This is a genomic window from Mycobacterium triplex (assembly GCF_000689255.1).
GTDB lineage: Bacteria > Actinomycetota > Actinomycetes > Mycobacteriales > Mycobacteriaceae > Mycobacterium > Mycobacterium triplex.
Window position 1 is genome coordinate 5,684,335 of sequence record NZ_HG964446.1, and the last position, 25,653, is coordinate 5,709,987.

General features: G+C 66.2%; 27 protein-coding genes, 1 tRNA gene and 1 pseudogene. 18 read left to right on the forward strand and 11 right to left on the reverse strand.

Going from position 1 to position 25,653, the window contains the following annotated elements:
• Positions 1–25: 25 nt before the first annotated feature.
• Complete coding sequence (locus BN973_RS26380; RefSeq protein ID WP_036471655.1) at positions 26–763, forward strand: DUF429 domain-containing protein; 738 nt, start codon at positions 26–28, stop codon at positions 761–763.
• A gap of 4 nt (positions 764–767) precedes the next feature.
• Here BN973_RS26380 and BN973_RS26385 read toward each other — a convergent pair whose 3' ends face one another.
• Positions 768–1,385, reverse strand: a complete 618-nt coding sequence (locus BN973_RS26385; protein WP_036471656.1) for a TetR/AcrR family transcriptional regulator — start codon at positions 1,383–1,385, stop codon at positions 768–770.
• Between the two features lie 73 nt (positions 1,386–1,458).
• Between BN973_RS26385 and BN973_RS26390 the strand changes: the two genes are divergently transcribed.
• Positions 1,459–2,376 carry an alpha/beta hydrolase-fold protein gene (locus BN973_RS26390; protein ID WP_036471657.1) on the forward strand — a complete coding sequence of 306 codons (918 nt, stop codon included), beginning with the start codon at positions 1,459–1,461 and terminating at the stop codon, positions 2,374–2,376.
• A 45-nt stretch (positions 2,377–2,421) separates the two neighbouring features.
• Positions 2,422–4,005, forward strand: coding sequence for a gamma-glutamyltransferase family protein (locus BN973_RS26395; RefSeq protein ID WP_036471658.1), 1,584 nt, complete (start codon positions 2,422–2,424; stop codon positions 4,003–4,005).
• Here BN973_RS26395 and purD read toward each other — a convergent pair.
• Both purD and BN973_RS26405 read right to left on the reverse strand, forming a co-directional pair.
• Positions 4,002–5,270, reverse strand: coding sequence for a phosphoribosylamine--glycine ligase (gene purD / locus BN973_RS26400; RefSeq protein ID WP_036471659.1), 1,269 nt, complete (start codon positions 5,268–5,270; stop codon positions 4,002–4,004). The two genes, BN973_RS26395 and purD, sit on opposite strands and share 4 nt — an antisense overlap.
• Positions 5,271–5,295: 25 nt before the next feature.
• Positions 5,296–5,703, reverse strand: coding sequence for a MarR family winged helix-turn-helix transcriptional regulator (locus tag BN973_RS26405; protein ID WP_036471660.1), 408 nt, complete (start codon positions 5,701–5,703; stop codon positions 5,296–5,298).
• Between the two features lie 78 nt (positions 5,704–5,781).
• Here BN973_RS26405 and BN973_RS26410 point away from each other — a divergent pair, with 78 nt between their 5' ends.
• The gene (locus BN973_RS26410) at positions 5,782–6,867 is read left to right on the forward strand and encodes an aldo/keto reductase (protein WP_036471661.1); all 1,086 of its coding nucleotides are present in this window, start codon (positions 5,782–5,784) and stop codon (positions 6,865–6,867) included.
• A 27-nt stretch (positions 6,868–6,894) separates the two neighbouring features.
• Here the strand turns inward: BN973_RS26410 and BN973_RS26415 are convergent, their stop codons facing one another.
• The 4 genes from BN973_RS26415 to BN973_RS26430 are packed head-to-tail and all read right to left on the reverse strand — an operon-like array spanning position 6,895 to position 10,402.
• Entirely contained in the window at positions 6,895–7,317 is a 423-nt protein-coding gene (locus BN973_RS26415) for a carboxymuconolactone decarboxylase family protein (protein ID WP_036471662.1), read from the reverse strand.
• Positions 7,317–8,174, reverse strand: coding sequence for an NAD(P)-dependent oxidoreductase (locus BN973_RS26420; protein WP_036471663.1), 858 nt, complete (start codon positions 8,172–8,174; stop codon positions 7,317–7,319). The genes BN973_RS26415 and BN973_RS26420 overlap by 1 nt, the downstream gene beginning before the upstream one ends.
• Positions 8,171–8,920 (reverse strand): SDR family oxidoreductase, encoded by a 750-nt coding sequence (locus BN973_RS26425; protein WP_036471664.1) that lies wholly within the window; start codon positions 8,918–8,920, stop codon positions 8,171–8,173. Before BN973_RS26425 ends, BN973_RS26420 begins: the two co-directional genes overlap by 4 nt.
• 15 nt (positions 8,921–8,935) lie before the next feature.
• Entirely contained in the window at positions 8,936–10,402 is a 1,467-nt protein-coding gene (locus tag BN973_RS26430; RefSeq protein WP_036471666.1) for an aldehyde dehydrogenase, read from the reverse strand.
• A 223-nt stretch (positions 10,403–10,625) separates the two neighbouring features.
• On the opposite strand from BN973_RS26430, the gene BN973_RS26435 reads away from it, so the two are divergent.
• The 10 genes from BN973_RS26435 (at position 10,626) to BN973_RS31835 (ending at position 19,712) form a co-directional block, all read left to right on the forward strand.
• Positions 10,626–11,261, forward strand: a complete 636-nt coding sequence (locus BN973_RS26435; RefSeq protein WP_036471667.1) for a TetR/AcrR family transcriptional regulator — start codon at positions 10,626–10,628, stop codon at positions 11,259–11,261.
• Positions 11,262–12,485 (forward strand): cytochrome P450, encoded by a 1,224-nt coding sequence (locus BN973_RS26440; protein WP_036471668.1) that lies wholly within the window; start codon positions 11,262–11,264, stop codon positions 12,483–12,485.
• Positions 12,485–13,309: an SDR family oxidoreductase gene (locus BN973_RS26445; protein ID WP_036471669.1), complete on the forward strand. Its 825-nt coding sequence runs from the start codon at positions 12,485–12,487 to the stop codon at positions 13,307–13,309. The genes BN973_RS26440 and BN973_RS26445 overlap by 1 nt, the downstream gene beginning before the upstream one ends.
• The gene (locus BN973_RS26450; protein ID WP_036471670.1) at positions 13,306–14,658 is read left to right on the forward strand and encodes a cytochrome P450; all 1,353 of its coding nucleotides are present in this window, start codon (positions 13,306–13,308) and stop codon (positions 14,656–14,658) included. The genes BN973_RS26445 and BN973_RS26450 overlap by 4 nt, the downstream gene beginning before the upstream one ends.
• A 6-nt stretch (positions 14,659–14,664) precedes the next feature.
• Positions 14,665–14,871 carry a ferredoxin gene (locus BN973_RS26455; RefSeq protein WP_036471671.1) on the forward strand — a complete coding sequence of 69 codons (207 nt, stop codon included), beginning with the start codon at positions 14,665–14,667 and terminating at the stop codon, positions 14,869–14,871.
• 3 nt (positions 14,872–14,874) lie between these two features.
• Positions 14,875–15,429, forward strand: coding sequence for a nuclear transport factor 2-like protein (locus BN973_RS26460; RefSeq protein WP_036471673.1), 555 nt, complete (start codon positions 14,875–14,877; stop codon positions 15,427–15,429).
• A gap of 205 nt (positions 15,430–15,634) precedes the next feature.
• Positions 15,635–16,762, forward strand: a complete 1,128-nt coding sequence (locus BN973_RS26465) for an NDMA-dependent alcohol dehydrogenase (protein ID WP_036471674.1) — start codon at positions 15,635–15,637, stop codon at positions 16,760–16,762.
• Positions 16,763–16,777: 15 nt separating this feature from the next.
• Entirely contained in the window at positions 16,778–18,832 is a 2,055-nt protein-coding gene (locus tag BN973_RS26470) for an FAD-dependent oxidoreductase (RefSeq protein ID WP_036471675.1), read from the forward strand.
• A gap of 17 nt (positions 18,833–18,849) precedes the next feature.
• A complete protein-coding gene (locus BN973_RS26475; protein WP_036471676.1) occupies positions 18,850–19,269 on the forward strand; it encodes a ketosteroid isomerase family protein in 420 nt (139 codons plus the stop codon).
• A 38-nt stretch (positions 19,270–19,307) separates the two neighbouring features.
• Entirely contained in the window at positions 19,308–19,712 is a 405-nt protein-coding gene (locus BN973_RS31835) for an HIT family protein (RefSeq protein WP_036471677.1), read from the forward strand.
• On the opposite strand, the pseudogene BN973_RS26485 reads toward BN973_RS31835, so the two are convergent.
• Both BN973_RS26485 and BN973_RS26490 read right to left on the reverse strand, forming a co-directional pair.
• Positions 19,684–21,181: pseudogene (locus BN973_RS26485) on the reverse strand (sensor histidine kinase). The gene BN973_RS31835 and the pseudogene BN973_RS26485 overlap by 29 nt on opposite strands.
• Before the next feature lie 14 nt (positions 21,182–21,195).
• A complete protein-coding gene (locus BN973_RS26490; protein ID WP_036471679.1) occupies positions 21,196–21,915 on the reverse strand; it encodes a response regulator transcription factor in 720 nt (239 codons plus the stop codon).
• 158 nt (positions 21,916–22,073) lie between these two features.
• On the opposite strand from BN973_RS26490, the gene BN973_RS26495 reads away from it, so the two are divergent.
• Positions 22,074–22,799 carry a hypothetical protein gene (locus tag BN973_RS26495; RefSeq protein ID WP_036471681.1) on the forward strand — a complete coding sequence of 242 codons (726 nt, stop codon included), beginning with the start codon at positions 22,074–22,076 and terminating at the stop codon, positions 22,797–22,799.
• A 28-nt stretch (positions 22,800–22,827) separates the two neighbouring features.
• Positions 22,828–22,899: transfer RNA gene (locus tag BN973_RS26500), tRNA-Thr, on the forward strand.
• Positions 22,900–22,918: 19 nt separating this feature from the next.
• On the opposite strand, the gene BN973_RS26505 is transcribed toward BN973_RS26500, so the two are convergent.
• Positions 22,919–23,701 carry a DUF732 domain-containing protein gene (locus BN973_RS26505; RefSeq protein ID WP_036471683.1) on the reverse strand — a complete coding sequence of 261 codons (783 nt, stop codon included), beginning with the start codon at positions 23,699–23,701 and terminating at the stop codon, positions 22,919–22,921.
• 381 nt (positions 23,702–24,082) lie between these two features.
• On the opposite strand from BN973_RS26505, the gene BN973_RS26510 reads away from it, so the two are divergent.
• Together BN973_RS26510 and BN973_RS26515 are read left to right on the forward strand one after the other, a co-directional pair.
• Positions 24,083–24,526 (forward strand): hypothetical protein, encoded by a 444-nt coding sequence (locus BN973_RS26510; protein WP_084163555.1) that lies wholly within the window; start codon positions 24,083–24,085, stop codon positions 24,524–24,526.
• 135 nt (positions 24,527–24,661) lie between these two features.
• Positions 24,662–25,111: an ATP-binding protein gene (locus BN973_RS26515; protein WP_036471686.1), complete on the forward strand. Its 450-nt coding sequence runs from the start codon at positions 24,662–24,664 to the stop codon at positions 25,109–25,111.
• Between the two features lie 16 nt (positions 25,112–25,127).
• On the opposite strand, the gene BN973_RS26520 is transcribed toward BN973_RS26515, so the two are convergent.
• Positions 25,128–25,574, reverse strand: a complete 447-nt coding sequence (locus BN973_RS26520; protein WP_051641499.1) for a cytochrome P450 — start codon at positions 25,572–25,574, stop codon at positions 25,128–25,130.
• Positions 25,575–25,653: the final 79 nt, after the last annotated feature.

Consider the following 25,653-nt stretch of genomic DNA (forward strand, 5'->3'; position numbering starts at 1 on the left):
GCGCCGGTGGTTACAGTTTCGCGGCATGTACTACGCCGGCGTCGACCTCGCGTGGGGCGTCCGCAACCCGACCGGTGTCGCTGTCGTCGACTCCGGAGGTTGCCTGGTGAGCGCCGGCGCGGTCCGCGACGACGACGAAATCCTGGCGGCGTTGCGCCCTTACGTGGGCGGCGAGTGTGTGGTCGGGTTCGACGCGCCGCTGGTGGTGAACAACCCCACTGGTCAGCGCCCCGCCGAGACCGCGCTCAACCGCGACTTCCGCAGGTTCGAAGCCGGTGCGCATCCGGCCAACACCGGGAAACCCGAGTTCGCCAACGGTCCGCGCGCGGCGCGGCTGGCCCGGGCGCTGGGCCTGGACATGGATCCCCGCTCGCGGGCGGTGCGGCGCGCGATCGAGGTCTACCCGCACGCGGCGACCGTCGTGCTGTTCCGGCTGGAGCGGACCCTGAAATACAAGGCCAAGCCCGGCCGAACCCTCGAGCGGCTCAAATCCGAGTTACTGCTGCTGATGGACGGTGTCGAGCGGCTTGCCGGCACCGACGTGCCGATGCGCGTCGCCGATCACCCCGACTGGATTGAGCTGCGCAAACAGGTGGCGACGGCGCAGCGCAAGAGCGAGCTGCGCCGCGCCGAAGACCCGGTCGACGCCGTGGTCTGCGCGTATGTGGCGCTGTTCGCCCAGCGCTGCCCGGGCCGCATCACGATTTACGGGGACGCGGCCGACGGGTACATCGTGACGCCGTCGCTGCCGACCGACCAATGACAGGTCAGATCCGCACCGGCCGCTCGTCGATCGGAGCGAGCACGTCGATGATGTCGATCACCGTTCCCATCGCCGCGGTGCGCGGGTCGCGGCCCTCGACCAGCGCGGAGACCACCGAACCGTCGACCGCGCAGATCAGCGTGCAGATCAGCTCGATGCGCACGGCGCGACCGGACCGCTCGATCGCCTCGGCGACGGCGTCGGCACGCTGGCGCAGGCTGCGGCGCATCGTCTCGCGCAACGCGGTCAGGCGGGTGCAGGCGATGTTTCGCTCATACCGCGAGATCAGTTGCTCGACAAGGGTCTGATCCGACAGGTCGCCCACCAACAGGTCGACCAGTACTTCGGCGGTGGTCTCGGGCCCACGGCGCCGCCGCGACAACGCGTTGACCCGAGCTCGCAGCTGCGCCACCTCGATCATCGCGATGTGTTCGACCGCGCGCGCGATCAAATCGTCGAGCGACGAGAAGTAATAAGTAGTGGACGCCAACGGCAGACCGGCCCGCTGTGCGACGGCTCGGTGGCGCACCGCTTCGAACCCGCCTTCGGCAAGCAGCTCGGCGGCAGCGCTCACTAGCGCATACCGTCGACGTTCTCCTTTCGGAGTAACCGCTGCAGTCACGAGTGACCATCGTGCCAGTCCAAGTGGTACTGCATTGCCATTTCCGCTAAACGGCCCGCCGAACCAACATGGCATGATGGCCCGCATGCCCGACTTGAGCCGCCGCGCGGTGCTCGGTCTTGGTGCCGGCGCGGCAATAGGTGCGACCGGCGCGTTCGTGCTCGAGAACCTGTTACACACCAGTACAACTCGCAACATTCCGGTGTCGACGGCCGGCACGCAGGTTCCGTTGGCCCCGTCACCTTCCGCTCCCGCCGAGCCGGCTCCCGCCGGGGACCCGGCGCCGACGATGACGACGGGTTCCTTCGTGTCGGCGGCACGCGGCGGGATATCGACGAACTGGGCGATCGCCCGGCCGCCGGGGCAGACCAAGGCGCTGCGTCCGGTGATCGCACTGCACGGCAAGGGCAGTGACGCCGCCACCGTGATGGCCGGCGGCGTCGAGCAGGGTCTGGCCCAAGCCGTCAATGCGGGACTACCGCCGTTCGCGGTCGTCGCCGTCGACGGCGGTGGCGGCTACTGGCACAAGCGATCTTCGGGCGAAGACTCCGGCGCGATGGTGCTGGGCGAACTGATTCCGATGCTGGACAGCCAGCGGCTGGACACCTCCCGGGTGGCCTTCTTGGGTTGGTCCATGGGTGGGTACGGCGCATTGCTGCTCGGCGGCCGGCTGGGACCCGCGCGCACCGCGGCGATCTGTGCGGTCAGCCCGGCGCTGTGGATGTCTTCGGGGGCAGCCGCACCCGGCGCCTTCGACGGCCCCGACGACTTCGCCGCGAATTCGGTGTTCGGAATGCCGGCGCTGGCGTCCATTCCGATCAGGATCGACTGCGGCGACAGTGATCCGTTCTACGACGCGACCAAGCAGTTCATCGCCCAGCTGCCGAACCCGCCCGCGGGTGGTTTCTCACCCGGCGGGCACAACCCCGCGTTCTGGAGCGCGCAGCTGCCGGCCGAACTGACCTGGATGGCACCGCTGTTGACGGCATAAGCCCTGTCAGCAAGGCATTTGAGCCGTAGCGCTACGCTCGCGTGGGTGAGCGCGCCGTTCAACTGGAACTTCCCATACGCCTGGCCACGAAAGCCCGTCCTGGGATCGAACGTCGTGAGCACATCGCAACCGCTTGCCGCGCAAGCGGGTCTTCGGATGCTCGCCGAGGGCGGCAGCGCCGCCGATGCGGCCGTCGCCACCGCCATCACGCTGACCGTGGTGGAGCCGGTGTCCAACGGCATCGGCTCGGATGCGTTCGCGATCGTCTGGGACGGCAAGCAGTTGCACGGGCTGAACGCCTCTGGCCGTTCGCCGGCGGCGTGGACGCCGGAGTACTTCGGCGGCAACGGTGTTCCCGTGGCGGGCTGGAATTCGGTGACCGTGCCGGGAGCGGTGTCCGCATGGGTCCAGTTGCACGCCAAGTTCGGCAAACTCCCGTTCGAGCGCCTCTTCGAGCCGGCGATCTCCTACGGCCGCAACGGCTTTCCGGTCTCGCCGACGATTGCGCAGCAGTGGGCGGCCCAAGTCCCGATGTTCGAATCGCAGCCGGGCTTCGCCGAGGCGTTTCTGCCCGGCGGGCGGGCGCCGAAACCCGGTGAGCGCTTCCGGTTTCCCGAACAAGCGACCACCCTGGAAAAGATCGCCGCGACCAACGGCAAGTCGTTCTACGGCGGGGAACTGGCGGCCCGACTCGAAGCGCACGCGACGGGGAACGGCGGCGCACTGCGGGTCGGCGACCTCGCCGCCCATCGAGCCGACTGGGTGGGCACGATCAGCGGAGACTACCGCGGCTACACCGTTCACGAGATACCACCCAATGGCCAGGGCATCGTCGCGTTGATCGCGCTGGGAATCCTTGCGCAGTTCGACATGTCCTCGCTGCCAGTCGATTCCGCCGACAGCGTGCACCTGCAGATCGAGGCGCTCAAGCTGGCGTTCGCGGACGCGGACGCCTACGTCTCCGACATCGACCATATGCCGGTACGCCCCGAGGACCTACTGGACACCGAGTACCTCAAGCAGCGCGCCGCGCTGATCGACCGCAACCGGGCCAGGCCCGCATCGGCGGGCACCCCGACCGGGGGCACCGTCTACCTCACCGCCGCCGATGCCACGGGGATGATGGTGTCGATGATCCAGTCGAACTACCTGGGGTTCGGGTCCGGGGTGGTGGTGCCGGGCACGGGCATCTCACTGCAAAACCGTGGAGCGGGTTTCGTTGCGAATCCAGGACATCCGAATCAAGTCGGGCCGAACAAGCGGCCCTACCAGACGATCATCCCGGGCTTTGTGACCAAGAACGGCGCGCCCGTGATGAGCTTCGGGGTGATGGGCGGTCCGATGCAGCCCCAGGGCCACGTGCAGGTGTTGGTCCGCATCGCCGACTATGGCCAGAATCCGCAAACGGCCTGCGACGGGCCCCGGTTTCGCTGGGTGCAGGGCATGCAGGTCAGCTGCGAGCCGGGTTTTCCGGCGTCGACGCTAGACGAGTTGCGTCGGCGCGGGCACGACCTGCTCATGATCGACGACTACAACGCATTCGGCAGCTGCCAGGCGATCTGGCGTCTCGACGACGGGTACGTCGCGGCGAGCGACCCGCGCCGCGACGGGCAAGCAGCGGCGTTCTAGACGTGGATTTTGCCCTCTTGCGCCAGCAATCCGATATCGGTGCGAAAGTGGCTGCCCGGAAGCCGAATTGAGTCGAGAATCCGATACGCGTCCGCGCGCGCATCGCTCAGGTCGGCGCCGGTGCCCACCACCGACAGCACCCGCCCACCCGACGAGACGATCGCACCGTCGTCTCTGCGCGCCGTCCCGGCATGTAACACTCCGTCGGCTTCGGATCCGCCGATGACATCGCCGACCCGCGGGCGTCCGGGATAGTTCTCGGCGGCCAGGACCACGGTCACGGCCGCGCCGGCTTTCCAGCGCAACTCGCCAAACCCGGCCAGCGCGCCGGTGCTGGCGGCGTGTAGCAGCTGTCCGAGCGGTGAGTCCAGCAGGGCCAGCACCGCCTGAGTCTCGGGATCGCCGAAGCGGCAATTGAATTCGACCACCGCCGGCCCCTTTGCGGTAATCGCCAGACCGACATAGAGCAATCCGCAGAACGGGCTACCGCACCGAACCATCTCGGCGGCAACGGGTTCGACGATCTCGCTGACGATTTCGCGGTACACGTCGTCGGGCAGCCAGGGCAACGGCGCGTAGGCGCCCATCCCGCCGGTGTTCGGGCCGGCGTCGCCGTCACCCACCCGCTTGAAATCCTGCGCCGGCAGCAGCGGCACCACCGTCTCGCCGTCGACCACACAGAACAGCGACACCTCGGGACCGTCGAGGAAGGACTCCAGCAACACGGGATGACCGGACTCCAGCAGGCCGGCGCCATGGGCGCGGGCGGCATCGCGATCCGGTGTCACCACCACGCCTTTGCCGGCCGCCAGGGCGTCGTCCTTGACCACCCACGCCGGCTCACCGACTGGCGGCCCGAACCGGTCCAGGGCCGCATCCAAATGCGCCGGATTGTCCACGAGTTCGCTGGAAGCGGTCCGCACCCCGGCGGCCGCCATCACCTCCTTGGCGAAGGCCTTCGACCCCTCGATGCGGGCCGCGTCCTTGCCGGGCCCGAAGCAGACGATGCCGGCGGCGCGGACGGCGTCGGCCACGCCGAGCACCAACGGGACCTCGGGGCCGATGACGACAAGGTCGGCCCGGACCTCGCGGGCCAGCGCGACCACGTCCGCACCGGAGCTGATGTCGACGTCGTGCTGCTCGGCCAACCGGGCCGTGCCGGCGTTGCCGGGAGCGATGATTAACCCCGTGACCTGCGGATCTCTACTGAGAGCCAGCAGCAGGGCATGTTCACGGGCACCGGAGCCGATCACCAGAACGCGCACGACAGGTCAGACTAGCGGCACGGCGTTACAGGATCTTCTCGAGCAGGTTTTTCAGGTCGGATTGCTGGGCCGCGGTGAGTCGGCCGAGGCGCTTGTCGAACTCGTCGGACAGCAGCGCCAGGCCCTTGGCGCCGGCTTGGCGACCGGCCGAGGTCAGCAGCAGCCGATGGCGCCGCAGATCGGCCGGGTCGATCTCGCGGCGCACGAATCCGGCGGCCTCGAGCCGCTTCAGATATAGCGTCACCGTCGCCTTGGGCATGCTCAGTGCCGCGGCCAACTCGGCCGGGTAGGGGTGCTCGTCGATCTCGGCGAGCAGGAACAGCTCCTTGGACTCAAGCCCCAGCGCGCAGATGTCGGCCTCGGCACTCGAGATGACCGAGAGCAGCACCCGATAGTTCAGTGACCAGATCTTGGCCGCGCCATCCGCAGACATCGACCAGATCGTTCAGTAGTAAACTAGTATAGAAGCGAACAACCTCATATCCGAACAATCTACCAGGAAGCGGCCATCATGCCTCTGGATCAATACGTGACACTCGGACGGTCCGGCCTGCGCGTCAGCCCCGTGTGTCTGGGCGCGATGACGTTCGGTGAAGATCTCGGCTGGGGCACCAGCGTGGAAGAGTCTCAACAGATCATCGATCGCTACACCCAACTCGGCGGCAACTTCATCGACACCGCCAACTTCTATACCCGAAGCCACTCGGAGAAGATCATCGGCGACCACGTCGGGCGGCACGCGGCACGGCGCGATCGTCTGGTGATCGCGACCAAGTTCAGCGGGAACTTGTATCCCGGCGATCCCAATGGCGGTGGCGCGGGCCGCAAATCGCTGATCAACGCCTGCGAAAATTCGCTGCGACGGCTACAGACCGACTACATCGACCTGTACTGGCTGCACATGTGGGACAAGAACACCCCGATCGAGGAGACGATGGCGGCACTCGACCACCTCGTTGCGGCCGGAAAGGTTCGCTACATCGGGGTGTCGGATACCCCGGCATGGAAGATCGTCGAGGCCAATCTGATCGCCCGCTTCCGCGGCTGGTCGGCGTTCATCGGCCTGCAGATCGAGTACTCGTTACTGGAACGCACCGTCGAACGAGAGCTGGTTCCGATGGCCAGCGAATTCGGCCTCGGTATCACCCCGTGGTCGCCGCTGAAAAGCGGTGTGCTCAGCGGCAAGTACACCCGGCGAAATACCGGTCAGCACAACGCCGATCGTGGCGCGCTGGTGGCCAGCTCACTCACCGAGCCGACCTACGCGGTCATCGACGAACTCGAGATCATCGCCAAAGCACACGATACGAACGTAGCCGCCGTGGCGCTGGCGTGGGTGCACGCCCAGACCGCCGTCTCGTCGATCATCATCGGGGCACGCACGCTCGCACAGCTCGACGACAACGTCCGCGCCGTCGACGTGAACCTGTCCGCCGAGGAATTGGACCGGCTCGACAAGCTGACCAAACCGAGTGTTGGCTTCCCCCAAAACATGTTGGACATGGTTCCGGGAATGATCAACGGCGGCACAACCGTCAACGGTGTCTACGGACCGACCTCGGAATACGTGATGCCCGAAGGCGGCCAGCCGTACTGAGAGGCAAGTCGTGTCTGCTCGGCGGGCTTAGTCGTTCTTTCCCGAATGCATCTTCAGCGCACCCTCGACGTTGGCCTTCTTGTCTTCGCCGGCCCCCTTCTTACGCTTGGCCACGACGGCATCGACCGCGCCGTTGAGGGCCGAACCCAACGGGAACCCGAGATAGTGGGTCAAAAAGACCGCCATCTCCTTCAGCTCCGTCTCACTGAGCTCGCCGTTGAGAAGTGCCGCGTTGATCTGGATTTCGGCCAGATCGCGATTCCCGATCGCGGTCACCGCCGTCAGCGTCATCAGCCGCTTGTCGCGCATCGACAATCCCGGCCGTGTCCAGATGCTGCCGAAGAGGTGGTCGACGGTCAGGTCGAAGTACGGGTCGCCCTCGATGTTGGGCATCTCCCAGCCGTAGACCTCGTTCATTTTTTCGAGGCCCTTGCGGCGCAGCTCGTCCATTACGACTCTTTCTGTGTGTGGGGTACCCCAAGGCCGGCGGCCAGCCGTTCGTATGCCAGCTGAGCAAGCGGCAAGTCAACCGATACCGCCTCGCCCAATTCGAGCGCCAGGCTCAGGTCCTTTTCGCCGAGCCCGCGCGTGTGCAGGAAGGGCCCGTACAGGAAGTTGTCCGGCTCAAGGTCTTTCATGTCCTCACGGACCATGATCGCCCCCGGACCGCCGGTGAGCGCGTCGGTATGGCGAACGACCCGGCCGAGCGCCTGCAGGTCCAGGCCCGCCGCCTCGGCGAGCTTCATGGCCTCACATGCCGCGACGTACGAGGTGAACGTCAACATGTTGCGCGCCAGCTTCATTCGGGTGCCCGCACCCGGCTCACCGGCATGGATGACCACCGACGCCCAGTGCTTGAATGCCGGCTTGATCCGCTCGTACACCGCACGCTCGGCGCCCACCATCGTCGCGAGCTCACCCTTGGCCGCCGCGGCGGCGCCACCACTGACGGGCGCGTCGACGACATGGATGTCGCGCGGCTTGAGTTCGGCCGCCAGCTCGACAGCGGTGGTGTCGCTGATCGTCGAGTGGATCGCAATGACGGTGCCGGGCTTGGCGTGGGCGGCCAACTCCGCTACCACCTCGCGCACCTGGGCGTCGTTGAGCACGGTGACGTGGATGATGTCGGCCGCGGCGATATCGGCGACGCTGTCGGCGATGCCGGCACCCTTTTCGGCCAGCGGTGTCATCGCCTCGGCCCGGATGTCGTAAACAGTCACCCCGCCCGGCCATTCGGTCATCTTCGTGGCCATCGGGGCGCCCATATTGCCCAGCCCGATATAGCCCAGGCGCAAATCGTCGCTCATGACCGTATTATCTGTCCGCCGTCGACGTTGAAGATCTGCCCGGTGATCCACTTGGCCTCGTCCGACAGCAGGAACAGGCACATACCGACCAGATCCTCGGGAGTTCCCATGCGCGACAAAGGAAGTCCCTTGACGATGTCGTCGACCATCTCCTTGGGCGTGGTGGTCCGATTGGCCTCGGTGTCGATGGGCCCGGGCGCGATCGCGTTGATCCGGATGTTGCGGCCGCCCAGCTCTCGCGAGAGTTGCTGGGTCAGCCCGTTGATACCCACCTTGGCCAGACCGTAGTAGTTCGAGTACAGCCAGGCCGCGGTGGAGGACTGGTTGACGATAGCCCCGCCGCCGCGCTTGGACATCTTCTTGTAGACCGCGCGGGTGCACCACAGCGCGCCGTCGAGGTTGACGCTCATGAACTTCTTGTAGTACTCGGGATCGATGGTTAGCAGGAAGTCCAGCTTCATGCCCCCGAAGATCGCCGCGTTGTTGACCAGGTAGTCGATGCCGCCGAACTCGGCCAGCGTGCGGTCGGCCATCGCCTTGGCCGACTCCGGATCGGAGACGTCTACCGGGATGCTCAGGGCGGTACCGCCGTCGGCGCAGATCTGCTTGGCCACCCCGTCGGCCGCCTCGGCATTGATGTCGGCCACGACAACCGCCGCGCCCTCGCGGGCCAGCGCCTCGGCGTAGGCCTCGCCGATGCCACCGCCCGATCCGGTGACGATGGCGACCTTGTTCTCGAATCTCATGCTTCGCTCCTCTGGTCAAACCGCTGTCGCGATGGTCTTGGTCTCCAGGTACTCCTCGAACCCGGCCAGCCCCATCTCGCGGCCGTTGCCGGATTGCTTGTACCCGCCGAACGGCGCATCGGCCGAATACCACACGCCGCCATTGACATTGATGGTTCCGGCGCGCACCCGCGCGGCCGCGCGCGCCGCCCGCTCGGGATCGGTGCCGAACACCGTGCCCGACAAGCCGTAAGCCGAATCGTTGGCAATGCGGATCGCGTCGTCGTCGCCGTCGTGCGGGATCACGGTCAGCACCGGACCGAAGATCTCCTCTTGCGCCACGCGGGCGTCGTTACCCAGACCCGCGATCACGGTGGGCTCGATGAAGAAACCGACCTCGCGGTCGGCCGGCCGGCCTCCCCCGCAGGCAAACGTCCCGCCCTCGGCGACCGCCGAGTCGAGGTAGCCCTCGATCCGGTCCCGCTGGCGCGCGGAAATGACTGGGCCGCAAATGGTTCCGGGGTCAGTGGGGTCACCGGCCTTGATGCCGCCCATCGTCGCGGCCGCGATGGAGACGGCCTCGTCGTAGCGGGCCCGCGGCACCACCAGGCGAGTGGTGATCGCGCATCCCTGCCCGGCATGCATGCACACCGAGAAGCCCGCCACGCCCACCGCACCGGCCAGGTCGGCGTCGTCGAGAACGATGAACGCCGACTTGCCACCCAGCTCGAGGAAGACCCTCTTGATGGTCGCGGCGCCGTCGGCCATCACGGCGCGGCCGGTGGCCGTCGACCCGGTGAACGAAACCATGTCCACCCGAGGGTCTTTGGACAACATCGCACCGACGCTGTGGTCGCTGGAGGTGACGATGTTGATCACACCGGCCGGGAAGTCGGTGTGCTCGGCGATGAGTTCGCCCAACACGGCGGCACACCACGGGGTATCGGGGGCGGGTTTGAGGACGACGGTGTTTCCGGCCGCCAGCGCCGGCCCGATCTTGGCCAGGTTGATCTGGTGGGGGAAGTTCCACGGCGTGATGGCACCGACCACACCGACGGCCTCACGGGCGATAGTGCGCCGGGTAGGAATCCCCATCGGCTTGGCCTCGCCGAGATCCTGGTTGTATTCGTAGGATTCGGCGGTATCGGCCGCGAACGCCAGATCGTTGACCGGGACCTCGAGCTGAGCGATGCCGGTCAACATCCGCGGCGCGCCGACTTCGGCGATGGTCATCTCCCGCAATTCTTCGAGGTGCTGCTGCATCGCCTCGCGCAGCTGGCGTACGCACCGCACCCGCAGTTCGGTATTGCGCGACCAGTCGGTGTCGTCGAAAGCGCGACGCGCGGCCTCGATCGCGCGGCTCATGTCGTCGGCATTGGCGTCAGCCGCGACTCCCAGCACTTCTTCGGTCGCCGGGTTGACCGTCGGGAAGGTACCGGCACCGCCCGCCGACATCTTGCCGTCGATGAAGAGTTCACTCACGCCGTCGGCCAACAAGGCCATCTCTCGCTCCCGTCTGTGCGTGGCAAATCCAAGGGGCGAATCGATCCGCCCATTCGAATGGACAGTTGTCCGATAATATCCCCTGGAACCATAGCCGTCGGGTCATCCGCGGTGCAAGAGCCGATCTCGAAACGGGCCGCAATTTGCGGCATAACTGCTAATTAAACTGCAATTTTAGCTGACGGGCTTGCTTGCTGTCCCATCCGTCCGATAGCTTGGACATGTGTCCAGCGATGCCCTGGTTACGGTCACGGCCCAGACCGAGCAACCACCCGGTCAGGCGGCGCGCAATCGCCGCCAGGAGGAGACCTTCCGCAAGGTGCTCGCCGCCGGCATCGAAACCCTGCGCGAGAAGTCGTACGCCGACCTGACGGTGCGCGCCGTCGCGGCCCGCGCCAAAGTCGCCCCGGCCACCGCCTACACCTACTTCTCGTCGAAAAACCACTTGATCGCCGAGGTGTACCTGGACCTGGTGCAGCAGGTCCCGTTCTTCACCGATGTCAACGACCCCATGCCGGTTCGGGTGGACAAGGTGTTGCGCCATCTGGCATTGGTGGTCGCCGACGAGCCCGAGGTCGGGGCGGCGTGCACGATCGCGCTGCTCGGCGGTGGCGCCGATCCCGCGGTGGGTGCCGCACGTGACCGGATCGGTGCGGAGATCCACCGCCGCATCGCAACGGCCATCGGGCCCGGCGCCGACACCGGCACGGTGTCCGCGCTCGAGATGACGTTCTTCGGCGCACTGGTACAAGCCGCCAGTGGCCAGTTCACCTACCACGAGATCGCCGACCGGTTGGCCTACGTGGTCAGTCTGATCCTGCCCGGCACTCCGGAGACGAGCCAGGAGACAAGAACTTAGATGACCATCCATGTTGGAGACCACGAGCTGGTTCTCGATCCCTACGACTACGACTTCCACGAAGACCCGTATCCGTACTACAAGCGACTGCGCGACGAGGCTCCGCTGTATCGCAACGAGGAACTGAACTTCTGGGCGCTGTCGCGGCATCAGGATGTGCTGAAGGGATTCCGCAACAGCACAACGCTTTCCAACAAGTTCGGCGTCTCGCTGGACCCGGCCTCGCGCGGCCCGCACGCCAGCAAGACGATGAGCTTCCTCGCGATGGACGATCCGGCCCACCTGCGGCTGCGCACGCTGGTGTCGAAGGGCTTCACACCGCGCCGCATCCGCGAGCTCGAACCGCGAGTCACCGAGATCGCGGTCAAGCACCTCGACACCATGCTGGAGGCGGCCGCATCCGGCACCGCCACTGTGGATTTCGTCGACGAGTTCGCGGGCAAGCTGCCGATGGATGTGATCTCCGAGCTGATGGGTGTACCCGAGGCGGACCGCGTTCAGGTCCGGGCCTGGGCCGACGGCGTGATGCACCGCGACGAGGGCGTCACCGACGTGCCGCCGGAAGCCGTCGAGGCGTCGATCAATCTGATCGTCTACTACCAGCAGATGGTCGCAGACCGGCGCACCAAGCCCACCGACGATTTGACCACCGCACTGCTGGAAGCCGAGATCGACGGCGACCGACTCACCGACGACGAAGTGCTCGGCTTCATGTTCCTGATGGTGATCGCCGGAAACGAGACGACCACCAAATTGCTTGCCAACGCCGCATTTTGGGGACACAAGAATCCCGACCAACTGGCGGCAGTCTACGACGACCACGAACTTGTGACGCCGTGGGTCGAGGAAACACTGCGCTACGACACGTCCAGCCAGATCCTCGCGCGCACCGTGGCCGGCGAGCTCACCCTCTACGACACCACGATCCCCGACGGGGACGTGCTTCTGCTGCTCCCCGGTTCCGCCCATCGCGACGAGCGGGTGTTCGACAACCCCGACGACTATCTGATCGGGCGTGAGATCGGGTCCAAGCTCATGAGTTTCGGTAGCGGCGCACACTTCTGCCTGGGAGCCCACCTGGCCCGGATGGAAGCCCGCGTGGCGCTCACCGAGTTGTTCAAGCGAATCCGCGGATATCAAGTCGACGAGGCCAACGCCGTCCGCGTCCACTCCAGCAATGTCCGCGGATTCGCTCACCTACCCATCACCGTGGAGACCCGCTGATGCCTCGCTTCGACCCCCTACCCGAACGCCGGCCGGTGATCGTGGCCGGCGCCTCCTCCGGTATCGGAGAGGCCACCGCGATCGAACTCGCGGCGCACGGATTCCCGGTTGCCCTGGGCGCCCGCCGGGTGGAGAAGCTCGACGACATCGTCGGCAAGATCAACGCCGACGGTGGCGAGGCGGTCGGATTCCACCTCGACGTCACCGACCCGAACTCGGTGAAATCCTTTGTCGCACAGTCTGTCGATGCGCTCGGTGACATCGAGATACTGGTGGCCGGCGCGGGCGACACCTACTTCGGCAAGCTCGCCGAAATCACCACCGATGAGTTCGAGTCGCAGCTGCAGATCCACCTGGTCGGTGCCAACCGGCTGGCCGCCGCGGTGCTGCCTGGCATGCTCGAGCGCCGGCGCGGCGACCTGATCTTCGTGGGTTCCGATGTGGCACTGCGTCAGCGGCCGCACATGGGCGCCTACGGTGCCGCCAAGGCCGCACTGGTCGCGATGGTCACCAACTTCCAGATGGAGCTCGAGGGCACCGGCGTGCGGGCCTCGATCGTGCACCCCGGCCCGACGAAGACCAACATGGGCTGGAGCCTGCCGGCCGAGAAGATCGGGCCCGCTCTAGAGGACTGGGCAAAGTGGGGCCAGGCCCGACACGACTATTTCCTGCGCGCGTCGGATCTGGCCAGAGCAATCGCTTTCGTCGCCGAGACCCCGCGCGGTGGCTTCATCGCAAGCATGGAGCTTCAACCCGAGGCCCCGTTGGCCGACAACAAGGACCGCCAGAAACTCGCACTCGGCGAAGAGGGGATGCCGTCATGACCACCGCTATCGTGCCCCGGGTTTCCGGCGGCGAAGAAGAGCACGGCCATCTTGAGGAATTCCGCACCGACCCAATCGGTTTGATGAAGCGCGTGCGCGAGGAGTGCGGTGACGTCGGCTGGTTCCAACTGGTCGACAAGCACGTCATCCTGTTGTCCGGCGCGAGTGCCAACGAGTTCTTCTTCCGGTCCGCCGACGAAGATCTCGACCAGGCCGAGGCCTACCCGTTCATGACGCCGATCTTCGGCAAGGGGGTGGTGTTCGACGCCAGCCCCGAGCGGCGCAAGGAGATGCTGCACAACTCCGCGCTGCGCGGCGAGCAGATGAAGGGCCACGCCGCCACGATCGAGGGCGAAGTCAAGAAGATGATCGCCAACTGGGGCGACGAAGGCGAGATCGAGCTGCTCGACTTCTTCGCCGAGCTGACCATCTACACCTCGACGGCCTGCCTGATCGGGCTGAAGTTTCGCGAACAGCTCGACCACCGGTTCGCCGAGTACTACCACATGTTGGAGCGCGGCACCGACCCGCTGTGCTACGTCGACCCCTACCTGCCGATCGAGAGCTTCAAGTTGCGCGATGAGGCTCGCGTGAAACTCGTTGCGCTGGTTCAGGAAATCATGGATCAGCGCATCGCGAACCCGCCTAAGGACAAGAGCGACCGCGACATGCTCGACGTGCTGGTTTCGATCAAGGACGAGGAGGGCAATCCGCGCTTCTCCGCCGACGAGGTCACCGGGATGTTCATCTCGCTGATGTTCGCGGGCCACCACACCAGCTCGGGCACCTCCGCGTGGACCTTGATCGAGTTGATCCGTCATCCCGAGGCGTACGCCGAGGTGCTCACCGAGCTCGACGAGCTCTACGCCGACGGCCAGGAGGTGAGTTTCCATGCGCTGCGGTCGATTCCGAAGCTCGACAACGTCGTCAAGGAGACCCTGCGCCTGCATCCGCCGCTGATCATCCTGATGCGGGTCGCCAAGGGCGAATTCGAGGTCGAAGGGTTCCCGATCCACGACGGCGACTACGTCGCGGCCTCCCCGGCGATCAGCAACCGGATTCCGGAGGACTTTCCCGATCCGGACGCGTTCAAGCCCGATCGCTACAACAAACCCGAGCAGGCCGACATCGTCAATCGATGGACCTGGATTCCGTTCGGCGCCGGCCGGCACCGGTGCGTCGGTGCGGCATTCGCCCAGATGCAGATCAAGGCGATCTTCTCGGTCCTGTTGCGCGAGTACGAGTTCGAGATGGCCCAGCCGGCCGACAGCTACCACAACGACCACTCCAAGATGGTCGTACAGCTGGCCCGGCCCGCCAAGGCCCGCTACCGCAAGCGGAAAGCCTGACCGCTCATGAGTTTTCGAGTCGAGGCCGACCTGGACTTGTGCCAGGGCCATGCCATGTGCGAGCTGGAGGCACCGGACGTCTTCCGGGTCCCCAAGCGCGGAAAGGTCGAGATCGTCGACCCGGAACCGCCGGAAGAAGCCCGCGGCGAAGTTGAGCTTGCCGTCCAAATGTGTCCCACCCAGGCACTGTTCATCAAAGAGAAGGAAGACTGACCCATGACAAACAAGGCGTCACACTCGCGTGCTGATCTCGAGGCATGGGTCGACCGCTGGCTGCAAGCCAACAAGGACTGCGAAAAGGCCGGTGACTGGAAGCCGCTGGCCGACTTTTACACCAAGGACGCCACCTACGGCTGGAACATCGGCCCCAAGGAAGACGTGATGTGCGTGGGCGTCGACGAGATTCGCGATGTCGCCCTCGGCCTGGAGATGGAGGGCCTGGAGAACTGGGTCTACGAGTACCAGAAAGTGCTCATCGACGACAAACAGGGCGAGATCGTCGGGTTCTGGAAGCAGATCGTCAACAAGACCGACGGCACCCAGGACGCGATCTACGGCATCGGCGGCAGCTGGTTCCGGCTCAACGACGAAGCGCTCATCGAGTGGCAGCGTGACTTCTTCGACTTCGGTCACGTCGCGTACATGTTCGGCAAGCTCATCGAATCCGGCGACCTGAGCGACGGGATGCAGAAGCGCATCCAGCGCAGCATCGCCGGGGAGAAGTTGCCGGGCTACTACCCGCTTGGCCAGGCTCCGGTTCCGATCTGGTGACTAGACCAATGGCGCCGACCCGCCTCGCCCGGCTACGCCGCGCTCGCGATCGCCGCGCCGACCGGTTGGTGGTCCCCCGCTGTTTACAGCCCGGTGATGCACGTCATAATGGTCTGCGAATGAGAACACGTTCTAAATTGCCATCCGGCCCCGGCCGGCCCCTTTCACCGGCACTCGGGTCAGGGCACGTTAGCGGAGGACCTTCATGAAGACAAAAGGCGCACTGATCTGGGAATTCAACCAGCCGTGGACCATCGAGGACATCGAGATCGGCGACCCGCAAGCGCACGAGGTCAAGATTCAGATGGAAGCGGCCGGGATGTGCCATTCGGATCACCATCTAGTGACCGGCGGCATCCCGATGGCTGGCTTCCCGGTGCTCGGTGGGCACGAGGGCGCGGGCATCGTCACCGAGGTCGGCCCCGGTGTGGAGGACATCGCCCCCGGCGACCACGTGGTGCTGTCTTTCATCCCGTCGTGTGGGCAGTGTCCGACCTGCCAGGCCGGCATGCGCAATCTGTGTGACCTGGGCGCGGGCCTGTTGGGCGGGGCCGCGGTGTCCGACGGCACGTTCCGCATCCAGGCGCGCGGCCAGAACGTCTTCCCGATGACGCTGCTGGGCACGTTCTCGCCCTACATGGTCGTGCACCGCAGCTCCGTGGTGAAGATCGACCCGTCGGTACCGTTCGAGGTGGCCGCGCTGGTGGGCTGCGGCGTCACCACCGGCTACGGCTCGGCGGTCCGTACCGCTGACATCCGGCCGGGCCAGGACGTCGCGATCGTCGGCGTCGGCGGTGTCGGCATGGCCGCGCTGCAGGGCGCGGTCAACGCCGGTGCGCGCTACATCTTCGCGATCGACCCGGTGGAGTGGAAGCGCGACCAGGCCCTGAAGTTCGGTGCCACCCACGTCTACCCGGACATCGACGCCGCGCTGATGGGCATGGCCGAGGTCACCTACGGCCTGATGGCCCACAAGGTCGTGGTCACCGTCGGCGAGCTGCACGGCGCGGATGTCGACAACTACCTCAACATCACCCAAAAGGGCGGCACCTGCGTGCTGACGGCCATCGGCAGCCTGCTGGACACCAACGTGAACCTGAACCTGGCGATGCTGACCCTGATGCAGAAGAACCTGCAGGGCACCATCTTCGGTGGCGGTAACCCGCAGTACGACATCCCGCAGCTGCTGTCGATGTACAAGGCCGGCAAGCTCAACCTGGACGACATGGTCACCACCCAGTACCGGCTGGAACAGATCAACGAGGGCTACCAGGACATGCTGGACGGCAAGAACATTCGCGGCGTTATCCGGTACACCGACGCCGACCGGTAACCCGACCGGTCCTGGGTGACCAGCTTTCCGCACCTCTTGGCGCCGGGACGAATCGGCGCCATGACGGTGCGCAACCGGGTCGTGATGTCTCCGATGGAGACGATGTACGGCACCGGCGACGGGCTGCCGTCCGAACGCACCCGCGACTACTTCGCCGCGCGAGCCCGCGGTGGCGTTGGGCTGATCACGTTGGGCGCCACCGGGATTGACCACCATCACCCGGAGACTCCCGGCGGCCTGCACCTGGGCACCGACGAGGCGGTCGACGCCCATCGGGCGCTGGTGGACGTCGTGCACGAACACGGCGCCAAGATCCAGCCACAGCTCGTGCACGCCGGTCCCGACGGGCTGGGGCCCGAGATCTTCGGTGTCGAATCGTTGGGGCCTTCGGTGATCCCGTCCTACCTCACCGGCCGGCCGTCCAGCGAGATCAGCAAGCGACAACTCTGCGAGATCTTCGATTTGTTCAAGGCGGCGGTGCGCCGGGCCGCCGAGGCGGGCTACGACGGTATCGAGCTGCACGCCGCACACGGATATATGCTGCTGGGTTCTTTCCTTGCCCCACAACGCAATCGGCGTACCGACGACTATCGGGGCGATTCGACCCGGGGCCGGCTGCGGGTGGTGCTGGAGGCACTCGCCGCGATTCGGTCCGAGGTCGGCGACGCGCTGCCGATCACGCTGCGTATCTCCGGGTACGAACGGGTCGCCGGTGGACGGCCGATCTACGAAACCGCCCGCATCGCACCCGAACTCGTCGCCGCCGGCGTCGACGCCTTTCACGTCAGCGGTGGGGTTATCGATCGCCTCGTCACCGGCATGGTCAACGCCGCCGACGACGGCGACGCGCTCAACGTCGGTGCCGCCGCGGCCGTCAAGCAGGTGGTGGACGTGCCGGTGATCGCCGTCGGCCGGATCCACGACCCCGCCCTGGCCGAACGGATCCTGTCCGACGGACGCGCGGACTTCATCGCGATGGGACGCCCACTGCTTGCCGACCCCGAGCTGACGCGCAAACTGCAAGCCGGACAGCCGCATCGGGTCCGTAAGTGCATCTCCTGCGAAAACTGTATCGACGCAATGGAACAGCGCTTCTCGGTCGACTGCGCGGTCAACCCCCGCACCGGCAAGGAGCGCGAACTCGCCGCGCCCCGGGCCGGTCGCGCCAAGCGTGTCGTGGTGATCGGCGGCGGGCCGGCGGGCTTGGAGGCCGCCCGGGTGGCCGCCGAACGCGGACACCGCGTCACGCTTTTCGAACGCGCCGGCCAACTCGGCGGCGCGCTGCGCTGGGCGTCCGTACTGCATCCCGAGAACCAGCCGTTCCTGCGGTACCTGCGCGACGAGATCAACCTCAGCACCGCGAAAGTGCATCTGGGTCATGCTGTCTCGGCTGACGATGTCGTCGCACAGGCGCCCGACGCGGTCGTGGTGGCCACCGGGGGTCAGGTGGCGGTGCCGACGATTCCGGGTGCTGATCTGCCGCACGTGCATACCGGACCGGGCTTGCGCGAGTTACTCGGCGGCCACGCCGACGTCACCGATCCGGCCTGGCAGCGGCTGGGCGCCTCGCTGCTGGCGGGCTGGCGGCAGCGGCTGGTGCGCCCGGCCGCCGTTCGGCTCGCCACCCGCGCCTGGATGCCGGTCGGCCGGCGCGTCGTCATCATCGGCGGCGATCTGGTCGCGCTGGAACTCGCCGAGTTCCTGGCGGCCCGGGGCCGGCTGGTGACGATCCTCGAGCCCGGTAAGGACATCGCCCCGGAAGTGGGCAACAAGCGCAAGACTGAGCACATGGATCGGCTCGACCGCCTCGGCGTCACCGTGCACATCCGCGCGGCCGTCGACCGCATCACCACCCAAGGCGTGGCGTTCACGCCCGTCGGTGGGACCACTCGGGAACTGCCGGCCGACAGCGTCGTGATCGCCGGATCCGTCGAACCGGACACCACGCTGTTCGACGGCGTGAAGGCCGCGCTGCCCGGCGCCGACGTGCATGCCGCCGGCGATTGCAACGGGCTGGGGCTCATTCGCAAGGCAACCGAAGAGGGCGCACGCGCCGCGTGCGCGATCTAGTGACAGGAGAGATAACGATGACCCAAACCGCTCAATCCCCGGCGCTGACCGCGTCGCAGTCGTCATGGCGCTGCGCGCAGGGCAAAGACCGCGACGGCTGGCTGGCGTTGATGACCGACGACGTCGTCATCGAGGACCCGATCGGCAAGTCCGTCACCAACCCGGATGGCACCGGTGTGCGCGGCAAGGCGGCCGTCGGCGAGTTCTTCGACAACAACATCGCGCAGAACCAGCTGACCATCACCTGCGAGGAGACGTTCGGATCGAGTGATCCCAACGAGATCGCCCATATTCTGGTGCTGCAGAGCAAGTTTGAGGGCGGCATGACCAGCAAGGTGCGCGGCGTGTTCACCTACAAGGTCAACGAAGCCGGCCTGATCACCAACATGCGTGGCTACTGGAACCTCGATGTGATGGAGTTCGGCCAGGAGGACTGACGCGCGGGCGCCGGATCGGGAGAACCTATGCTGGGGCCATGGCGTCGATCTTCACCAAGATCATCAACCGCGAACTACCCGGCCGATTCGTGTACGAGGACGACGACGTCGTCGCCTTCCTGACGATCGAGCCGATGACCCAAGGGCACACGCTGGTGGTGCCGCGCGCCGAGATCGATCAGTGGCAGGACGTCGACAATCCCGCGTTCGCGCGGGTGATGTCGGTGAGCCAGCTGATCGGCAAGGCCGTGTGCAAGGCGTTTCGGGCCGAACGTGCCGGGCTGATCATCGCGGGGCTGGAAGTACCGCATCTGCATGTGCACGTGTTCCCCACCCGCAGCCTCAGCGACTTCGGCTTCGCCAACGTCGACCGCAACCCGTCGCCGGAATCGCTCGATCAAGCACAGGCGCGGATCAAGGCGGCCCTGGAGCAACTGGCTTAGCCCACCTGGGCGGGTACATCGCTGACGCGCGGCAGGGTGACACGGAAGCAGCACCCCTCGCCGGGCGCGGTCCGCACCGTGACCTTGCCACCGTGAGCGTGGACCAGCGAGTCGACGATGGACAACCCCAGGCCGGTGCCGCCGCTGGCCCGCGCGCGAGACGAGTCGGTGCGATAGAACCGCTCGAACACCCGCGACGCGTCCTGCTGACTCATGCCGGGCCCGCGGTCGGCCACCTCGATCACCGCGTCGTCGCCGTCGGTGCCGACCCGAACGATCACGTCGGCACTCGTCGGGGTGTGCTGTAAGGCATTAGCGACGAGGTTGCTCAGCACCTGACGGATCCGGGGCTCGTCGCCCAGTACCTCCGGGGTGCCGGGGCCGTCGAGGACTTCCATCGTGACCGTGCGCTTCGGGTCGATGGCCTGCGCGTCGTGCACGGCATCACTGGCCAGCGCGAGCAGGTCGACGCGATGGTGTTCCAGCGGGCGCTGCACGTCCAGGCGCGCCAACAGCAGCAAGTCGTCGACCAGTAGACCCATCCGGCTTGCTTCGCTTTCGATGCGCGACAACAACATCGCCACGTCGCGCGCCGCGCCCTGCCGGTACAGTTCCGCGAATCCGCGAATGGTGGTGAGCGGGGTGCGCAGTTCGTGGCTGGCGTCGGTGATAAACCGTCGCATCCGGTCCTCCGAGCCGCGGGCCGTCTCGGCCGAGGACTCCGAGGAAGCCACCGCTTGCTGAATCTGGGTGAGCATTCCGTTGAGCGCCAACGAAAGTCGGCCCACTTCGGTGCGGGGATCCCGCTCCGGGACCCGACGATCCAGTTGACCCGCGGCGATCGCGGCGGCGGTTTGTTCGACCTCGAGCAGCGGGCGCAGGCTGCGGTGCACCACCGCGAACCCGGCGATGCCGACCACCACCAGCACCGCGACCCCGATGCCGAACTGCAACCACACCAGGGAGCGCACCGTGTGCTGGACGTCGGACAGATCGATCGCGACCGTCGTCAGGCCGTTGGGCCCGTGCACCGACACCGCTCGCCACTGGATGTCGGAGCCGTTGACCGAGGACAGCGTCGTCGGATTGGGGCCCACGTCGTTGTCGGGCGGCAGTGCCGGTTCGGCGTTGCGGTCGTTGATGGCCGTGAACGGTTTGCCGTCGGTGCCGACGCCGCGCACGTAGTACTTCGACGGGGGCCGGCCAGGGTCCGGGCCTTCGTAGGACGACGCCGACAATTGCCGCCGCGGTGCCAGCGCCCAGCCGCGCGACGCCTCGATCAGCGTCTGGTCGATCCGGCTGACCAGACTGTGCCGCAGGATCGAGGTGACCATGATGCCCGAGGCCGCCAGGCCGCACGCCACCAAAACCAGGGTTGCCGCGACCAGACCCACTCGTAGGGGCAATCCCCGGCGGACCTGTGTGGTCGATTCTGTCTTCTTCGCCACCGATTGCTGCTTTCCCCGCATGGCCGAGCGCGTACTCAGCGCGGCTCCCGAAGAACGTAGCCCACCCCGCGCAGGGTGTGCAGCAGCCGCTTCTCCCCAGTATCGATCTTGCGGCGCAGATACGACACATAGGACTCGACGACATTGACGTCCCCGCCGAAGTCGTAACGCCAAACGTGGTCAAGGATTTTCGGCTTGCTCAGCACCGTTCCCGCATTGATGACGAAGTAGCGCAGCAGCGTGAATTCGGTCGGCGACAAGGACACCGGTTCGCCTGCCTTCCAGACTTCGTGCGTTTCCTCGTCGAGCTCGATGTCGGCGAAAGTCAGTCGGGCGTTGTGGGTTTCCGCACCTCCCTTGCCGGCCCGCCGCAAGATGACCCGCAGCCGCGCGACAACCTCCTCCAAACTGAACGGCTTGGTCACATAGTCGTCGCCGCCCAGCGTCAGACCGGCGATCTTGTCCTGCAAGGAGTCGCGCGCGGTCAGGAACAACGCCGGGGCATCGATGCCGTCGGCCCGCAGCCGGCGCAACACACCGAAGCCGTCCATTCCGGGCATCATCACGTCGAGGATCACCGCGTCGGGCCGCGCTTCACGCGCGCGATCCAGCGCTTGGGCTCCGTTGGTCGCGGTCGAAACCTCGAAACCCTGAAACTTGAGACTGACCGAGAGCAGTTCGACGATATTGACCTCGTCGTCAACGACGAGGACGCGCGCTTCCGGTTTGGTTTCGCCCTGGGGTGCCGCTGTCATCTGGTTGGTTCCGTCCTTGGTTGAACGTTGTCTTCGCAGTGATTGTGTGATTCCTGAGAGCTCGGTGACAAGCTTCTGCTAGTAGTCTGCCAGGAATCAGTGCATCAGCTTGGACCGGTACCCACTTTTTCGGGGCGCGTCGTGCATAGACTCGGGCCATGGATCTCGCCAAGAGCATGGTTTCCGCGGCGACCGCGCCCGCCCGAGTCGGACTTGCGGCTGCCGAGGCGAGCCTGAACCTCGCCACCGCGGCCGTCGCGGTGGCGAAGCGATCGCTCGGTGAGGGCGGTCAAACCCGCACCAACGCGGTGACGTCGATGTTGGGGCTCGACGACGCGATCAACCGCGCCAATCGGCTGGCCAGAATGATGGACGATGACGCGCCGCTGGGACGCGCGATGGCGGCCGACGGGCCGCTCGACCGGCTCCTGCGCCCGGGCGGCGTGGTCGACCTGTTGATGTCGGAAGGCGGTCTGGTCGATCGCCTGACCGCGGAGGGCGGCGGCCTACACCGGGCGCTGCAGCCGGGCGGTCTGGCCGATCAACTGCTGGCCGAAGACGGGCTGATCGAACGGGTGCTGTCCGAGGACGGGCTGGCAGACCGGCTGCTGTCGGAGGGCGGTCTGATCGACAAGCTGACCGCCAAACACGGTCCACTGGACCAACTTGCCGACGTCGCCGACACCCTGGCCCGGTTGACGCCGGGGATGGAGGCGCTGGAGCCGGCCATCGCCACCTTGCAGGACGCCGTCAACGCGCTCACCATGGTCGTCAACCCGCTCAGCAATATCGCCGAGCGCATCCCACTGCCCGGACGCCGACCGGGGCGCCGCCCGGTTACCCGACCGGTGCCCTCGCAGCGGATCATCGAGGGCGACTCCTGAACGGCTAAGCTGGCAGCCGATTTACCAGGCCTCCTTAGCTCAGTGGTAGAGCACTCGCCTTGTAAGCGAGCGGTCGTCAGTTCAATCCTGACAGGGGGCTCAGCGCTGAATGATGCGGTTTAGGGGTGGCCCGGGAGGGCGTCGAGGCCGCCCTGGATGCCGTGCAGGTCGTCCTGGATGCCTTGGAGTTTTCCTTCGATGGCCTGCAGATCAGACAGCGTGTTCTGATAGGCCGGCTGCACCTCGTCCGCCACGGAAGGTTGCGACTGCGGGCAGTACGAGATGATGGCGCCCGCGGTGACGTCGGCGCTTTGGTTGGCATCCCAGATCGACGATCGCTGCACGAATCCGACGGCGTCGGCGAAATTGCGTTGGTGCGCCAGGAAATCGCAGACCGCGTGTCCCTTTGCCACCACGTATTCCTGACTGGGAACCGGCACGCCTTCGTGCTTCAACGCACCGACGAAGGCGGCATCGGCGATATCAATCCGCGGCGCGGGCGTCTTCGGCGCGATCGGCTTGGGCGGGGCGGCCGACTCCTCAGGCGGCGCGGCCGACGGCGGGGTCTCGGCCGACTGCGCCATGGGACTCTGATGGTGCGCCAGCATCACCACCACCGCGGCGACGACGGCTACCAGAGATAGCGGCAACGCCGCGACAAGGCCGAAGCGTCGCAGCCCACCCGGGGGCCGCCGACGGGTGGTCTTCCTGGTTTTCTCACGCATCCAGGCGTCGGGGACGAACAACTCGTTTTCGGACGCCGTCACCGAGTGGGCGACCGGCATCCCCGAACTGTGGGCCAGGAGCTCGTCGAGCAGTGCGTCGGCCTCTCGGGATGACAGCTGGCCGCCCCGCGCAGCGACCCGCCGCAATTCTGCCTCGATCGTCTCGCGGTCCCGCACATCATCCAGTTTGCGAGTGTCACGGGATTGTCACAAGTCCCGGTCAACTGTGCTGGTCGCTACCGCGTGCCGGGTGTTCCCGCCGGCTGACGCCACCCCGACAGCTCGGTACGGGAGCCGAGCCCCCGAAAAAGGCGAATACCGGCATTTCCCCTGTGCCGATACGTCAGATAAAACGGCGCAACGTCAACACCGCGGAAAAGGCGAACAATTGCGGCCTGACCGGGATGGATGACGACGAGGCGGCCGAACGTGCCGCGGCCATCGTTCACCGGCACCGGGTTTACCCGCATGGCGGGTCGGGTAAGTCGTTCCTCAACGTATCTGACCCGGTTGGCACCACGATATGTCGATGGGCTGTCCCGGAAAGAGGGATTGATCATGGGCGTCAAGCAGCGAATGACCGGGTCGCTCAAGCGACACCGATCACTGGGTGCCGCCGCTCCCGTTTCGCTGTTGTGTACGGCGAGCTTCGCGATGCTCGCAGTCACCGGGATCGACAGCGAAATGCCCACGGGGCCAAGCCATATGATTGCCGAGGAGGCGCCCGCGCCGGCCCCGCAGCCGGTCAGTCAAGAGGGAGTCTTGATCGCGGTGTCGGCGGACTCGATCACCGCGCGCAGCGCGAGCGGGTACACGCGGACCTATCTGCTCACCCCGGACACCAACGTAATCGCCGGCAACGGCGGCAAGACTCTAACCGTCAACGACGCTGTGGACATCGTCGGAACCGTCCAGGGCGACCGGGCACTCGCCACCAGCCTGGCCCAGCGCAACGATGGACACGGCGAAGGTCCACCGATGGATGCCGTTGCCGGACAATAGGTTAGTGGCGAGAGTACTTCACCTTTCAAGAAATGCTCATTGCTTTCAGGCACGTCTCAGCGCGTCTGCTGAGCTGTGACAGAAGCGATATGCGGCCCTGGTTTTCTCCGGGGTCGACCGGGTATGCGAAGGCTTATGAGCGTTGAGGGTCCTGCAGTTTCCGCCACCGCGGCGCAGTTGAGTTGCGGGGGTGCGGCCGACGCCGCGACCGCTTCCGAATTGCGCCACACGTTACAAGGCTGGCTGCGTGAGCTGCCGCAGTCCTCCCCGGAGGTCAACGAGGACATCGTTCTTGGGGTTAACGAAGCGCTGGCCAACTGCGTTGAACACGCTTACCACGCTCAGGATGCGGTCGGCACCATGCGACTTCAGGCCGGCTACGACCCCGCTGCGCAGACCATCAACGTGTGCGTCAGCGATCGCGGCACCTGGCGGCGACGGGTGCCGCGCCAACCTCACGACGCCCGCGCATCACGCGGCATCATGTTGATGCAGGCCGTGGCAGACCACTGCACCATCGACACGCGCGCCGACGGCACCACCGTCTGCATGAAGTATTCCGCGCCCCGGAAAGTACTCACGTAAACCAGTTCAAAGCCCTTCAGCCGTCCTCGAAGCTGATCGTCAAGTGCAAGGGCCCCCGGATGGTCGGGGTGTCCCGCCATATCGGATCGCTGCGAAGCACCGGGCGGCGGGCCAGGATGTGTTGCAACGCAACGGTGATTTCGAGCCGGGCGAGCGCCGCACCCAGGCAGTAGTGCGGTCCGAAGCCGAATGTCAGCGGTGCGGGCCCGGGACGGTCTACTTGAAACCTGTTGGGCCAGCTGAAGACCTCTGGATCGCGGTTGGCAGCGCCGATGACGGCGACGGCCGGCTCCCCGGCGTGGATGGCAACGCCGCCCACTATCTGGTCGAGGGTGGCGGTGCGCGCCACGGCTTGTACGGGGCCGTCGAGGCGCAGCAGCTCGTTGACGAGTCGATCGTCGACCGCGTCGATGGTGTCGGCGGGCCGAACTCCGTTGGGCTTGTGTTTCAAGAGCCGAAACATGGCCGCGCCCAGCAGGTTTGCCGTTGTTTTCGTGCCCGGCGACGCCGATGATCGCCGCGGTGGTGACGTGTCGAGACGC

Excerpts from the sequence above, each read along its gene's own strand:
- BN973_RS26520 (WP_051641499.1), bottom strand. The coding sequence starts at position 25,574 with ATGTTTCGGCTCTTGAAACACAAGCCCAACGGAGTTCGGCCCGCCGAC.
- BN973_RS26475 (WP_036471676.1), top strand. The coding sequence starts at position 18,850 with ATGACCCAAACCGCTCAATCCCCGGCGCTGACCGCGTCGCAGTCGTCA.
- BN973_RS26455 (WP_036471671.1), top strand. The coding sequence starts at position 14,665 with ATGAGTTTTCGAGTCGAGGCCGACCTGGACTTGTGCCAGGGCCATGCC.
- BN973_RS26490 (WP_036471679.1), bottom strand. The coding sequence starts at position 21,915 with ATGACAGCGGCACCCCAGGGCGAAACCAAACCGGAAGCGCGCGTCCTC.
- BN973_RS26445 (WP_036471669.1), top strand. The coding sequence starts at position 12,485 with ATGCCTCGCTTCGACCCCCTACCCGAACGCCGGCCGGTGATCGTGGCC.
- BN973_RS26425 (WP_036471664.1), bottom strand. The coding sequence starts at position 8,920 with ATGAGATTCGAGAACAAGGTCGCCATCGTCACCGGATCGGGCGGTGGC.
- BN973_RS31835 (WP_036471677.1), top strand. The coding sequence starts at position 19,308 with ATGGCGTCGATCTTCACCAAGATCATCAACCGCGAACTACCCGGCCGA.
- BN973_RS26440 (WP_036471668.1), top strand. The coding sequence starts at position 11,262 with ATGACCATCCATGTTGGAGACCACGAGCTGGTTCTCGATCCCTACGAC.
- BN973_RS26380 (WP_036471655.1), top strand. The coding sequence starts at position 26 with ATGTACTACGCCGGCGTCGACCTCGCGTGGGGCGTCCGCAACCCGACC.
- BN973_RS26410 (WP_036471661.1), top strand. The coding sequence starts at position 5,782 with ATGCCTCTGGATCAATACGTGACACTCGGACGGTCCGGCCTGCGCGTC.
- BN973_RS26390 (WP_036471657.1), top strand. The coding sequence starts at position 1,459 with ATGATGGCCCGCATGCCCGACTTGAGCCGCCGCGCGGTGCTCGGTCTT.
- BN973_RS26405 (WP_036471660.1), bottom strand. The coding sequence starts at position 5,703 with ATGTCTGCGGATGGCGCGGCCAAGATCTGGTCACTGAACTATCGGGTG.
- BN973_RS26515 (WP_036471686.1), top strand. The coding sequence starts at position 24,662 with ATGAGCGTTGAGGGTCCTGCAGTTTCCGCCACCGCGGCGCAGTTGAGT.
- BN973_RS26465 (WP_036471674.1), top strand. The coding sequence starts at position 15,635 with ATGAAGACAAAAGGCGCACTGATCTGGGAATTCAACCAGCCGTGGACC.
- BN973_RS26420 (WP_036471663.1), bottom strand. The coding sequence starts at position 8,174 with ATGAGCGACGATTTGCGCCTGGGCTATATCGGGCTGGGCAATATGGGC.
- BN973_RS26495 (WP_036471681.1), top strand. The coding sequence starts at position 22,074 with ATGGATCTCGCCAAGAGCATGGTTTCCGCGGCGACCGCGCCCGCCCGA.
- BN973_RS26510 (WP_084163555.1), top strand. The coding sequence starts at position 24,083 with ATGGGCGTCAAGCAGCGAATGACCGGGTCGCTCAAGCGACACCGATCA.
- BN973_RS26460 (WP_036471673.1), top strand. The coding sequence starts at position 14,875 with ATGACAAACAAGGCGTCACACTCGCGTGCTGATCTCGAGGCATGGGTC.
- BN973_RS26450 (WP_036471670.1), top strand. The coding sequence starts at position 13,306 with ATGACCACCGCTATCGTGCCCCGGGTTTCCGGCGGCGAAGAAGAGCAC.
- BN973_RS26430 (WP_036471666.1), bottom strand. The coding sequence starts at position 10,402 with ATGGCCTTGTTGGCCGACGGCGTGAGTGAACTCTTCATCGACGGCAAG.
- BN973_RS26415 (WP_036471662.1), bottom strand. The coding sequence starts at position 7,317 with ATGGACGAGCTGCGCCGCAAGGGCCTCGAAAAAATGAACGAGGTCTAC.